General features: G+C 42.9%; 9 protein-coding genes. 1 reads left to right on the top strand and 8 read right to left on the bottom strand.

The window, feature by feature from the left end:
• Window positions 1-129: 129 nt before the first annotated feature.
• The 3 genes from DXK30_RS04300 to trmB form a co-directional block, all read right to left on the bottom strand.
• Window positions 130-1,221, bottom strand: a complete 1,092-nt coding sequence (locus DXK30_RS04300) for a RecX family transcriptional regulator (protein ID WP_114700596.1) — start codon at window positions 1,219-1,221, stop codon at window positions 130-132.
• 40 nt (window positions 1,222-1,261) lie between these two features.
• The gene (gene recA / locus DXK30_RS04295) at window positions 1,262-2,314 is read right to left on the bottom strand and encodes a recombinase RecA (protein WP_101205782.1); all 1,053 of its coding nucleotides are present in this window, start codon (window positions 2,312-2,314) and stop codon (window positions 1,262-1,264) included.
• Between the two features lie 1,058 nt (window positions 2,315-3,372).
• Window positions 3,373-4,212: a tRNA (guanosine(46)-N7)-methyltransferase TrmB gene (trmB, locus tag DXK30_RS04290; RefSeq protein WP_114700595.1), complete on the bottom strand. Its 840-nt coding sequence runs from the start codon at window positions 4,210-4,212 to the stop codon at window positions 3,373-3,375.
• 201 nt (window positions 4,213-4,413) lie between these two features.
• On the opposite strand from trmB, the gene DXK30_RS04285 reads away from it, so the two are divergent.
• Window positions 4,414-5,343: a DUF2628 domain-containing protein gene (locus DXK30_RS04285; RefSeq protein WP_114700594.1), complete on the top strand. Its 930-nt coding sequence runs from the start codon at window positions 4,414-4,416 to the stop codon at window positions 5,341-5,343.
• A 58-nt stretch (window positions 5,344-5,401) separates the two neighbouring features.
• On the opposite strand, the gene DXK30_RS04280 is transcribed toward DXK30_RS04285, so the two are convergent.
• The 5 genes from DXK30_RS04280 to DXK30_RS04260 form a co-directional block, all read right to left on the bottom strand.
• Window positions 5,402-7,288 carry a monovalent cation:proton antiporter-2 (CPA2) family protein gene (locus tag DXK30_RS04280; RefSeq protein ID WP_114700593.1) on the bottom strand — a complete coding sequence of 629 codons (1,887 nt, stop codon included), beginning with the start codon at window positions 7,286-7,288 and terminating at the stop codon, window positions 5,402-5,404.
• A gap of 91 nt (window positions 7,289-7,379) precedes the next feature.
• Entirely contained in the window at window positions 7,380-8,084 is a 705-nt protein-coding gene (locus DXK30_RS04275; RefSeq protein WP_114700592.1) for a hypothetical protein, read from the bottom strand.
• 306 nt (window positions 8,085-8,390) lie between these two features.
• Window positions 8,391-9,557 carry a cation diffusion facilitator family transporter gene (locus tag DXK30_RS04270; protein WP_114700591.1) on the bottom strand — a complete coding sequence of 389 codons (1,167 nt, stop codon included), beginning with the start codon at window positions 9,555-9,557 and terminating at the stop codon, window positions 8,391-8,393.
• Window positions 9,558-9,774: 217 nt separating this feature from the next.
• Complete coding sequence (locus tag DXK30_RS04265) at window positions 9,775-12,063, bottom strand: primosomal protein N' (protein WP_114700590.1); 2,289 nt, start codon at window positions 12,061-12,063, stop codon at window positions 9,775-9,777.
• Between the two features lie 161 nt (window positions 12,064-12,224).
• Window positions 12,225-12,605, bottom strand: a complete 381-nt coding sequence (locus DXK30_RS04260) for a RidA family protein (protein WP_057761400.1) — start codon at window positions 12,603-12,605, stop codon at window positions 12,225-12,227.
• Window positions 12,606-12,713: the final 108 nt, after the last annotated feature.

The raw sequence follows: 12,713 nt of genomic DNA, 5'->3' as shown, positions 1-12,713 counted from the left end.
GATTAAAGGGCACGTTATATAACGTGCTCTTTTTTATGTCTATCACAAGATCATGACTGTCGGTAAATACTGCTTGGCAGGGGCAGGGGCAGGGGCAGGGGCAGTGATAGCGATAGCGATAGTAAGCCCTTAAAATCGCTCGTCTAGCGTCTCTGTAGTATGGTTAAGTGCGGCAAAGCAGATATCGGTATTAAACCCTCTATACTGTAAAAAACGTAACTGCTTGGCTTTTTCCTTTTGTTCAACTGGTATGTCATTACCGTACTTTTTGGTACGAGCTATCACCGCCAGTTTTAGCCAATCTACACCGTTTACTAAATTGTCTGCATCATCATCTACAAACTCACTAAATTCATCAGACTCAGTATTTGCCATATCGATTAGCTCATCGATGTTACCTGGCATAGCAATTTTCTTACGATAGAATTCTTGTTTGATCCGGCCACGTCCACGGCCTTTACGGATATTCTCACGTATCAGCATTAGGGTAGTGCGGTAATCACTTTGATAACCTTTTTCTTCAAACTCATCGAGCAGGGCATCAATTTTCTCTGGGTCTTGTTCTTTGTCGATCAGCTTTTGCTTTAGCTCAGCCTTACCGTATTCACGGCGTGATAAATAATAAAATGCGAGCCAACGCAATCGACTTTCTGCTTTGATCGCATCGATTTCTGCTTGTTTTTGTTCAGGGGTTCGTAAGTAAGCTTTGAGCGCGGCTGGTATGTTATCGTTTTGGCTGTCTGTTTCACTATCATTGATAGCAAAAAGTTCAGCTTCATTTTCTGAGTTTTTGGATGGCGGCTCAGTGCTACGACCCTTATCTGTTGCTAAGCTATTGTCAATTTCGTCATTATGAATGTCGAGTTTGACTTCTGCCAGCATCTCTTTGATGGTTTGCGCTTCAGGGGGTTGATATGTAGGGGTATCACTAGGCTCAGCGGTAAAATTAGCCGCTGGATGAAAACGATTTTTACGTTTTTTAGATTTAGAAGTCTTCTTTGATTTAGGACATGAGTCTTCAAAAAACGCTGTATCAATAGTAGCGTTATTCGTGACTGAATCATCTTTACTTGAACGGATAGTCCGTTTACTGGATTTCTCTCGTTTTTTAGGCTCTGTCGTACGAGAGTTTTTGGACAGTTTTTTTGGTTTATTATCAACAGAACTAGCTGAGTCGGCACCCGACTCAGCTAGGATTTCAGCTAAGGTTTTAATTTTCATAATGAATCATAGTTACTGACAACGGTTAATCATTAAACCATTATTGTACAGGTTCAGAAGCCTGTTCTGCTTCTTCAGTTTCGTCGGCTTTGCTATTTTTCTTTGTACCAAGCTTTTCGTCACGAATCTTATCTTCGATTTCTTGGGCAATGGCAGGGTTCTCTTTTAAGAAAAGCACAGAGTTGGCTTTACCTTGACCGATTTTTTCGTCGCCATAGCTGTACCAAGATCCTGCTTTACCAACCGCTCCAATCTCTACACCTAAGTCGATGACTTCGGCTAAGTGGTTAGTACCTTCACCATAAGTAATTTCAAACTCAGCTTGGCGGAAAGGTGGTGCCATTTTATTTTTAATGACTTTGACACGGGTCTGGTTACCGATGATTTCATCACCGTTTTTGACCGCACCAATACGGCGAATATCCATACGTACAGAAGCGTAAAATTTCAGCGCGTTACCACCAGTCGTCGTTTCAGGGCTACCGAACATAACACCGATTTTCATACGGATTTGGTTAATAAACACCACCATACAGTTAGAGCGTTTGGCGTTACCAGTGATTTTACGTAGGGCTTGGCTCATCAGACGCGCTTGCAGACCCATATGTGAGTCACCCATTTCGCCTTCAATCTCAGCACGCGGCGTCAAGGCAGCTACTGAGTCAATCACGATCATGTCGATTGCGCCTGAGCGTACCAACATATCGGTGATTTCAAGTGCTTGCTCGCCATTGTCAGGCTGCGAGAGCAATAAGTCATCAGTGTTTACCCCAAGCTTGCGTGCATAGACAGGGTCAAGCGCATGCTCAGCATCGATAAAGGCACAGGTCCCGCCTTGCTTTTGACATTCTGCAATAGCTTGCAGGGTCATGGTGGTTTTACCTGAGCTTTCTGGACCGTAAATTTCAACTATACGGCCTTTTGGTAGACCACCAATGCCAAGCGCAATGTCTAATCCTAGAGAGCCTGTAGAGACCACATCGACATCCATAATGGCCGAGTCATCGCCTAGATGCATGATGGTGTTTTTACCAAATTGCTTTTCGATTTGACCTAATGCCGCTTTAAGGGCTTTGGCTTTATTGTCGTCCATATTGGATTCCTTGTTTTCGGTAGTTAAGTTAATGCTATAAGTAAAATATTGGTACTGTTAAAACTTTTGGAAAACGCATATTGACTGTTATGTAGTCGGTCATTATTGTTTGGCTATTCTATCGAAAAATAGGTTGTCACTTGACTGGTATAGGTAGTAGTATCGAATTTATCGTTCTACTATACAGTAAAATTAAATAGCGAGAGAAGTAAAAATAAGTCCGTAATACACTGTCGTTATCGTTGTTTTTAAGTCAGACTTGGCGTGCTAATTACTTGACTCAACTTCTTAACGCTGTTGATTTGATAAGGTAATTATAACAAAAGCAGGGCACTATAATGAGCGTGGAGCGATACTAGACGACACTATCTGTCGTATGGTATGAGACTGAAAATCTATAGAAATGATGTTATAGCTCGCTATTGTTTTGAACCTGATAATGACTATGCTTGTCAATAGATTTAGGAGTTGTCCACAACAAATAAAAGGCTTATTTTTGCTAATTGTGAAACATCATGAATAATTAAATTATTTCAAAAATTATTTAAAATAATTTCTTATGTGTAAGAAATTAATATAAGTTGTTGATTTTAAATGGTTTATAAATTGTACAAAAAATGAACGATTTTACCTTATCCTTTAAGTTGCTTAGCTATAAACTTGTCAAGTGGTGACTTATACACAGGGTTATCCACAGCTTATGGGGAGAACTCTGTAAAGCCTTATAATACATAAGTTTACGTAGATAATTAGGATTAAAAACGGATTCCATATTCCGTTTTTAATAACTTTATAGGCGCTATTTTGTCTATAGACAGCATTATTAGTGCTATGTTTCACGAATTAAAAATTTATCTATTTTTATGCATAATCATACTATAGGCATTAAAAGTCAGAAGTATGACTTAAGATATACACCTAAGATGTCAGCAGACATAGTTATGCATACGATGTCTAGTATTTTTAGAGATATTTTCTATAGCCTATAGAAAGCCACAAAAAAGCGGCTATATCAGATAGCCGCTTTGTCAAAACACTTAAAAGTAAAGCTGTATTAATCAGTCCTTGATATAGATCAAATCCCACACACTATGCCCACGGTCGAGGCCACGACGCTCAAACTTAGTCATTGGACGAAAGTCAGGACGATCAGTGAAATTACCTGTACCTGCTTTGTTGGTCAGTCCAGCGAAACCATCCAATACTTCAACCATCCAAAATGCGTAATGCTCCCAGTCAGTTGCTGTATGGAACCAGCCGCCTTGTTTTAGACTGCGCGTAACAATGGTCATGCGTTCAGGACTGACAAAACGACGCTTATAGTGGCGTTTCTTTTGCCATGGGTCAGGGAAGTATAGCTGAATACGGTCGATATGGTTTTCTGGTAGTTGCTTGAGCAATTGAATGGCATCACCATTGATGATTTTTACGTTGCTCAAATCTTGGGTGCCAGCCATATAAGCACATTTACCAATACCAGGCTCATGCACTTCTACACCGACAAAGTTACGAGTAGGGTCAGCGGCTGCCATTTCAATAAATGAATCACCCAAGCCAAAACCAATCTCTACCGTAAGCGGCGCATCTGGACCGTTAGGGCTATCGGCGAATAACGTACGTAGGTTGTCAATACCGGTAAGATCGCCATCACCAAAACTGTTATTGACCAAATACTCAGAAAATTCTGGAGCAGTTAGTGCAAGCTCGGCATTTTTGTTCATGTGCGTACGGCGCTTCATAAACGTATTGACGATGCGAATATGCTTATCAGAGGTCGGTTCTATCTCTTGGCTGGTACTGTTATCGATATCGATAGGCTCGCTTGTGCTATTAAGGGTTTGCTCATCAGTAGTATCGGTACTATTGACGTTGTCATTGATATCAGAATGTTGACTCATAGGATTCGTAAGGCTTAATTAGGTGGGTGATGTTTGCTTATTATAAGTCAAATCCATACAACTGTGAACGGACAATCCTATTTTCGCATATTTGCTGGTCAGTGCTGTGGTTTCTCTATGTTACACACGGGTTTTAGCGTTATCATATAATGGTATTTTTCAAATGCTTTTTCTAAGAGTCAGCAAGTAGAGCGTGTTGCCATGTTATTTATCGAGACCGATTCACCGCCACCATTTTATCAAGAGTCGTTAACACCTGCTAAACGTAAGCAGTTAGACAAGTGGTTCATCGGTAATCGTACCCAGCGTTATTACCTTAAACGTTTTGAGCAGTTTGATCAGCAAGGTTATCTGTCGCCAAAATGGCATTGGGCTGCATTTTTTATCACCTTTCCTTGGCTGCTATATCGCAAGCGCTATATGGATGCGATCGTCTATAGTGTCGCAGGATGGTCTTTTATCCAGCTTAATGTGGCACTGGTGCTAGTCGCCTTTGAATTTATAGCGATGTCCTATGTACCAGACGCTTATCAAATGGCAACACGTATCGGTATTGCTGCCGTTATTTGGCTGTTTTGGTCGTTTATGGTGGCACGTTGGACAGATGCGTATTACTACCGAATGGCAAGGCGTGAAATCGCTGATGCGATAAATGATCATCCGCGAGATGAGGCAGCACAGAAGGCGCATCTGCAAAGAGAAGGTAGTGTTAGCTTATTTGGACTGGCATTAGGTTTTGGTTTCTTTGCGTTTTCGCTATTGGTGATTAAGGTGCAGTTCTTACCGATTATTGCCAAGCCAAAAGCAAACGAAGTTTTGTTTGATGCTTATGATATTGCAAAGAATGCCCAAAATCGAGTGGCGTTGATTTATCAGCAGACAGGGCAGTGCCCAGTAAATCTGCCACTTAGTACCGAGCAGCAGCAAATACGTATGCATGTCGATACGCAGGCCGCTGGCGTGACTAAAACCGACTGTGCGGTAGTGGCAACGATTCAAAACGTGACGTTTCCAATACGCTACTTAAACGAGCAGACGCTGGTCTTTTATCATATACCAGATAGTGATAACTGGGATTGCACCAGCTCACTGAATGAAAAACAAGCCCCTAAAAACTGCATAGCTGATTAGGGGCTGTATTTCACGAATGTTTGTAGATGATGCTAGTGCTGAGAGCTACTGTTTAGGGTTAATGCTTAGAGTCCGTTGCAGTATCATCTTTTTCCTCAACTGGTGTTGCTTGGCTCTTTAACGCCTCATAAAAATCGGTCAAATCCATTTTACGTGCTTTACCAATGTCTTCATCAAACAAGCTTTCAAGCTCAGCCATTGCTGATTGTGCGGATTCAATCATGCTAGCCTCATCATCATAGATAGCTTGTTGGCGTTCGATCAAGTCATCATCATAGTCACGGAATGTTTTTACTGTTTCTCGCGCTTTTTCTGGTGAGATACCTAATAACTGTAGCGATTCACGTGACATGTCCAAAGACGACAAATAAGTCTCACGCCAAATATGACGTACCCCAACTTCACGCAATCGGTAATAGTGCTGACGGTCGCGTGCTCTTGCCAATACAATCAGTTCAGGATAATTTTTACGTAAGTATTGAGCGGTCGTGATGGAGCGTTCTAAGTCATCGATAGCGAGAATAAACACCCGCGCTTTTTGAATGCCCGCAGCCCGCAGGATTTCAGGGTTTTTCGGATCGCCATAATAGACTTGGTTACCAAATTTTCTTACAAAATCTACTCGGTTTGCGGAGCGTTCGATGGCGGTAAATTCGATATTATGCATGCGCAGTACACGGCCAATAATCTGACCGACACGGCCAAAGCCCGCAATAATGACCTGATGCTCATGATCGGGAATGGTATCGTATTCGCGGCTCGGCTTGCTCTTGGCAAATAACGGTTCACCCACTTTTTCTAACAACAAGAATGCCAGAGGTGTCAGCGCCATCGAGATGGTAACCACAAGGTTAAGGGTGTTAGCAAGCTCAGGTCGTAAGACATTTTGGGCAGTGGCGACACTGAATAGGACAAAGGCAAACTCACCACCTTGAGCTAGGGTTACGCCCAATCGGATACTGGTCGGCCAGCGATTGCCCGATACTTTTGCAATACCTGCAATCACTGCAAACTTGATAAACATCAAGGCGAGGGCACAGCCAATGATAAAGATGGGCTCTGCCAGAATGAGTTTGACATCGGTAAGCATACCGACCGACATAAAGAAGAGACCTAATAACAATCCTTTAAAAGGTTCGATACTGGCCTCTAACTCATGGCGATACTCGGAATCTGCTAACAACACACCTGTCAAAAATGCACCTAATGCCATTGATAGGCCAATTTGGCCCATTAAGATAGACACGCCCATCACAATAAATAGCGCGACCGCTGTCAGTAGTTCTGAGGCACCACTAGAAGCCACAAATTTAAAGAAGGGTCGAACCACATATCGGCTGGCGAAAATCAGTCCGGCAAAGACAGCAAAAACCTTACCGAAATAAATCAAATCGTAGCTTTGTTCACGCACCCCTGATAAAAACGGAATGACTGCCAACAATGGAATGACCGCAATATCTTGGAATAATAAAATAGTAAAAGCTTCTCGACCATGCGTGCTCGAAAGCTGCTGTTTCTCAGTTAGTATCTGTAGTACAAACGCGGTAGAAGACAGGGCTAAACCGAAACCAACGATAAAGGCGGTATCTAGTTGTAAGGAGAAAAACTGATGTAGGAGCCACATCAGTAGCGTACCAGTCAAACCGACCTGCAAACCGCCCAATACAAATATAGAGCGGCGCAATGCCCAGAGCCGCGAAGGTTGGAGCTCAAGCCCGATAATAAATAGCAACATGACCACGCCAAACTCTGAAAAGTGCAATAGACTTTCAGCGTCGCCTGCTACATCCAAGCCACTTGGGCCCAATATGAGTCCAGTGATGAGGTAGCCTAAAACCGTTGCAATGCCGAAGCGCTTACCAAGGGGTACGAAGAGCAATGCTGCTCCCAAAAAGATAGTAGCTTGCAACATGAGATTTGGTGAGCCGGCGGCAGCAGCGAACATCTGGGCTCCTTAAAAATTTGAATAAAATACACAATATAAAATGGACGTGACTAAAATTAGTATGGCTAAAACGATATCGCGCTAGTATCTATTATTTTTTGCGATAAATTTTCCACACACCATTGTCTGCAAGCGGATTGTTATAAGCATCGTTGCGACGTTTACGTGGTGTCTGGCGACTATCTACAATCTTAAAATCAGGCAGAGCATGTACAATGAGACCAGTACGATAAAAGCGTACCCGCTCAGGCTCTAGCATCTCACCCTTGCTATTGCGACAAAAAACATAAGCACGCAAATCGATAAATTCACGATGCGCTACCAGTCGAGCTTCATCGTTATTGTCTAATATCGCTGTCATGCGCTCAATTTCATCATCCGTATATTGACCACACTTATCGGTCACAGCACCTACTGCCCCAAAGCTTTTGGACTCTTTAGCACGTGTCTTAGTCAAATGTAAGCGCTGAACATGATAGATAAATTGCGGTATTTCAAGACTGGCTGGAAGCGGTAGATAGTCAGGTGGCATGTTGGCCGCTGGATAAAAATCCTTTGCGCGCTCAAGCAGGTTTTGCCAACGTTGCTGATACGTTTGGACTTCGGTTAAGTTACCTTCATAAATAGGCATATCGCGGATTTGTCGCAAAATATCAGGTGGGAACTGTTCATTACGGAAGTTTGCAATGTCTTCTTGCAGCGTTGATAACAAAACTTTGGCGTGTTTTTTGCCATCTTTCGATGCAGGATCATCGATATAGTCTGGGGCGACAAAGGGTGCTGAGCGTCTAGACATAGTGTTGTATCATCAATAGATAGAGTGAAAATACCAAAAAGTATGATTATAAAAATTAACTGGGATGCTAAATAAAACTTTATAATAGTTATTATAACCACATAAGCTCATCTGGAATTGAGTTTTTTAGTTGAATAAAGCAAAAGTTTATCGAAAATCACAATTGTGTTAATTTGGCCAAAATTTGATTTTTAATTCCATCTAACTGTTGGTATCAACCAGTATGAGATAGCCTTGTCTATATTTTTCAGGTTTGGATTCGAGCTACTGGCCTCTTTATTCAATCACTTAGCTTATTGACTATCGTCAATGGTTATGACCAATATGACTATTGCCAGCAGGTAGCTGTCCCGAAATATCACATACCAATGCATCGCTATGTGAGATATTCTGTGGATGAGACGAGCTTTCAACCTGAATAGTAGCATGGTGAATGCCCAGCTCCAGCAGTCTTTGCTCGAGACTGGCAATTAGAGTATTTGACTCATGGATACTCATCTCACCATCGACTACCACGTGACAAGAGAGTGCATTAAGTCCGCTAGTAATACTCCAAACATGTAGGTCATGTACTTTTTGTACTTGGGCGTTTTTGAGTAATTTTTGCTCTACGTCGACTAGTGATATATTGGCGGGTGTCCCTTCCATTAATATATGCACAGAATCACGTACGACACGGTAGCCACTGATTAAAATAAGCACAGCAACGATTACTGATGCCACTGCGTCTGCCCATACCCAACCAAAACCCATCATAAGTAGTGCAGCGACAATCGCAGCCACTGAACCTAATAAATCGCTCAATACGTGCAAATAGGCACTTTGCATATTGAGGTTAACGGGTTCTGTATTATCAGATTTTTGTTCTGAGACTTTGGCATCATCCATGCCATGACTATCACTATGCTTATCGCCGTGTGTTTCGCCACTTTGACTGCCTCGGTGCATTAGCCAAGCGACCAAAATATTGATCAGCATACCGATAGTCGCCACAATAAGCATGCCTTGGGTCGCAATTTCTGGCGGTGAATTAAAGCGTTTAATCGCTTCATAAAAAATCATTAAAGCGATTATGATAAGTGTCGCGCCATTCACCGTAGCAACTAATATTTCAAAACGCTTGTAGCCGAAAGTTTTTTGGTGGGTAGCCGCTTTTTCGCCGATTTTAAATGCGACCAAAGTGGCGCCAAGCGCTATCGCATCGCTTAGCATATGCCCTGCATCAGATAGCAGAGCCAAACTACCGGTAAGCCACCCACCAATGGCTTCGATAAACATATAACCAGTAATGATAATAAAGCTGAACAGCAAGGTGCGCTGATAGCCTTTAGTATCTCGTGCTGTGGTTGTCTGTTCATGATGCTCATCATGATCGTGATGGCCTTGGTTTTCCTGAGTGTACTTAGACACATCAGTACTATCATGCTGCTGGTTATGATTATGCTCGCCAGAGTTTGGACTATTTGGATTCATAATAATACTCAAATTCGCTGATAGTTACGTTCGATAGATGATGCTTACTGATACGTGATGTTTGCTATGGGTAGAGTAGGCATAGAGCCTTGATCGTATGCCATTTGATCATTATAAAGTTAACATAGCCAAGCATAAGAAGCTGTAACGACGAAGTAAACATAAGACGGATATGAGCAGGAATATAGACGGTTATTGGTTAGATTTTAAGGTAAAACTACCAACCGACAGGATCAATGTCCAAAGTAAGCTTGAGGTATTTAGCGCTTGGTAGGGCAAGCACTGGCTGCCACCACTGTCCTAACACATGGTGCAATTGACGACGATCTTTAGCCAATAGCAAAAGCTGAGCATGATAGCGGCTGTTCTTTTTACTCATGGGCGCATCAATAGGACCGAGAACAGCAAGGTTATGAGCATTAGGCAAATGCGCAATAGCATCCTTGAGCGCTTGAGTGGTGGCTGCCAATGTTTTACCTTCACAACGTATCAATGCAGCATGTCGATGAGGAGGTAAGCCCATCATTTGACGCTCTTGCAGTAGTTCGCGTGCAAATGACAAGTAGCCGTCTTTGACCAGTTTTAATAGTAACTCGTTATCAGGCTGCAGGGTTTGAATCAATACGCGTCCAGCTTTGTCACCTCGACCAGCACGGCCAGCCACTTGAATCATGAGCTGTGCGGTATGCTCTGGTGAGCGAAAATCTGCGGATAAAAATCCGCGATCGGCATTGGGTAAGCAAACCAACGTAACGTTGGGGAAGTGATGACCTTTGGCAACCATCTGTGTACCGACTAATATGGCAGGGTTGCCTTTATTGATTTGCTCGTAAATGTTTTCCCAGCTGTCTTTGCGTCTTGTGGTATCACGGTCTATCTGAATAATTGGATAGAGTTCTTTGCTGGTCTGAGGATTGGCAAAGATTGCGTGTAGATTTTCGCTGAGCCTTGTCGTTCCCATACCTTTGGCGTCTAGGTTTTGACTACCACAATCAGGGCATACGGTAGGGATATAGGCTTGCCAATCGCAATGATGGCATTTCAAATAAGAGTTGCTTGAATAACTGCCCCGCTGAGATTGGCTATTATAGTGAACGGTCAGGTGAGCGTCACAGCGCGGACAATCTGCTTGCCAGCCACAAGCCTCGCACAATAGAACAGGTGCATAGCCACGACGGTTCAAAAATATTAGTACTTGATCACCGGCCTCTAGCGTTTGCCGTATCGCCCCGATCATGGCATCCGTCAGCCCTGTATCATAGCGCGCACCGTCATCTTGGGCTTGTTGATGGGTGCTTTGCAAGCGAGCATCGATCAGTTGCATGGTTGCAGGTTTGGCATTACCTGGACGAGTAAGCAGTTGGTATTCTGATAGCTTGCCATCATCGACCAGTTTTAAATGCTCAAGAGAAGGCGTTGCAGTACCAAGTATCACTGGGATTTTGTACTGCAAACCTCGATAGAGAGCGACATCAGCGGCATGATAACGTAATGTGTCTTGTTGCTTATACGAGCCATCATGCGCCTCATCAACGACAATCAAGCCTAAGTCTGCGAAAGGGTATAGCACAGCCGAACGTGTACCGATCACGATTTGTGCATGACCCGTGCGGCAGTCTTGCCAACCTTGCAAGCGGTGAGTATTGGTCATACCTGAATGTAATAGCACAATGTGGGCTGCGAACCGACTGGCAAACCTTGCACGTGTTTGTGGTGTGAGGCCAATCTCTGGTACTAAAATAAGAACCTGTTTGCCAGCCTCTAGTATGGCTTGCATTGCTTGCAGATAAACTTCGGTTTTACCACTACCAGTAATGCCGTTGAGCAAAAAACCAGTATAAGTATCGGACTCATGGGCAGCAATAATAGCGTCGACAGCAAGTTTCTGCTCATCATTAAGATCAAGTGGCATTTTTGCCAGTTTAACTGGAGTAGGTGCTTGTTTTGGTTGAATATAGCGTTCGACTAACCCTTTATCTTCTAGCGTCTTTAAAAAGGCTCGTTGCATCCCTTCTAGTAGCAATACATCTTCGCTTGCACCATGCTGTCCATGTAGCTTTAGTATATCGAACTGCTGCTTTTGTTTTTTAGCATTGGCCCGAAAATCCTCATCAGTGATATGAGGCAAAATGCGCCAATGGGTAATCAGCAAGTCTAATGGTTTGCCTTGACGGACAAGGCTTGGCAGGATAACTGCTAACACATCGCCAAGTGGATAGTGGTAATAGCGTGCCAGCCAATAGGCAAGCTTGAGCATGTCCGAGTCCAAAATAGGCTCAGCATCTAGAGATTTATTGATGGGTTTGATTTTGTTAACAGGTACGCTGCTATCGTCTTGTGAAATATGAGTAATCACAATGCCAATCAGAGTCTGACGACCGAATGAAACTTCGACACGGCTGCCAATTTGCGGTATCACACTGTTTGGCAAAGCAAGCATATCAGCTGGTAAGCTATAGTCAAACACCCGATAAAGGGGAACGGGCAGCGCAACTTGTACCAACATAAACGGCTTCGCAGTCTTATTAGGTGAATATGAGATCAGAATAATAGAATGGAGACCAATAAGCTTAGCATGATGCTAAGCTTATTGTGATATGACTTATAGGCTGTTGCTGAAATGAGCGCTTAACAATTAGCACTTAATATTAAGCATTCAATATCGTCTTATTCGATATAAAGAATAGACTCAATTTCTACCACACCACCTTTAGGTAGAGCAGCTACTTGGACGGCAGCGCGGGCAGGGTATGGCTCACTTAGATTGGCGACAAACACTTCGTTTAAGACGGCAAAATCACTTAAGTCAGTCAAAGATACATTGAATTTCACCACATCATTCAGACTGCCGCCAGCTGCTTCACAGATAGCTTTGATATTTTCAAACACTTGCTCAGCCTGCGCTTTAAAACCTTCTCTTAGCTCCATCGTGTCAGGATCAAAACCAAGCTGACCTGAGATATAGACAGTATTGCCGACTTTCACAGCTTGTGAATAGGTGCCGACAGCTGCAGGTGCTTTATCAGTTTGGATGGTTTGACGAGTCATGGGATATCCCTTTTATATTTTATGTGATTGATTGTTACTAGAATAGCAGTTCTATTTTAGCTATTTGCATCAGGACTACATAAGTGATGCAAATTATAAAATGGGCTT

It is taken from the genome of Psychrobacter proteolyticus (assembly GCF_003350005.1).
GTDB classification, from domain to species: domain Bacteria; phylum Pseudomonadota; class Gammaproteobacteria; order Pseudomonadales; family Moraxellaceae; genus Psychrobacter; species Psychrobacter proteolyticus.
Note: the sequence above shows the minus strand (reverse complement) of the source record. Positions and strands in the feature narration are given on the sequence as shown.

Excerpts from the sequence above, each read along its gene's own strand:
- DXK30_RS04300 (WP_114700596.1), bottom strand. The coding sequence starts at position 1,221 with ATGAAAATTAAAACCTTAGCTGAAATCCTAGCTGAGTCGGGTGCCGAC.
- recA (WP_101205782.1), bottom strand. The coding sequence starts at position 2,314 with ATGGACGACAATAAAGCCAAAGCCCTTAAAGCGGCATTAGGTCAAATC.
- trmB (WP_114700595.1), bottom strand. The coding sequence starts at position 4,212 with ATGAGTCAACATTCTGATATCAATGACAACGTCAATAGTACCGATACT.
- DXK30_RS04285 (WP_114700594.1), top strand. The coding sequence starts at position 4,414 with ATGTTATTTATCGAGACCGATTCACCGCCACCATTTTATCAAGAGTCG.
- DXK30_RS04280 (WP_114700593.1), bottom strand. The coding sequence starts at position 7,288 with ATGTTCGCTGCTGCCGCCGGCTCACCAAATCTCATGTTGCAAGCTACT.
- DXK30_RS04275 (WP_114700592.1), bottom strand. The coding sequence starts at position 8,084 with ATGTCTAGACGCTCAGCACCCTTTGTCGCCCCAGACTATATCGATGAT.
- DXK30_RS04270 (WP_114700591.1), bottom strand. The coding sequence starts at position 9,557 with ATGAATCCAAATAGTCCAAACTCTGGCGAGCATAATCATAACCAGCAG.
- DXK30_RS04265 (WP_114700590.1), bottom strand. The coding sequence starts at position 12,063 with ATGTTGGTACAAGTTGCGCTGCCCGTTCCCCTTTATCGGGTGTTTGAC.
- DXK30_RS04260 (WP_057761400.1), bottom strand. The coding sequence starts at position 12,605 with ATGACTCGTCAAACCATCCAAACTGATAAAGCACCTGCAGCTGTCGGC.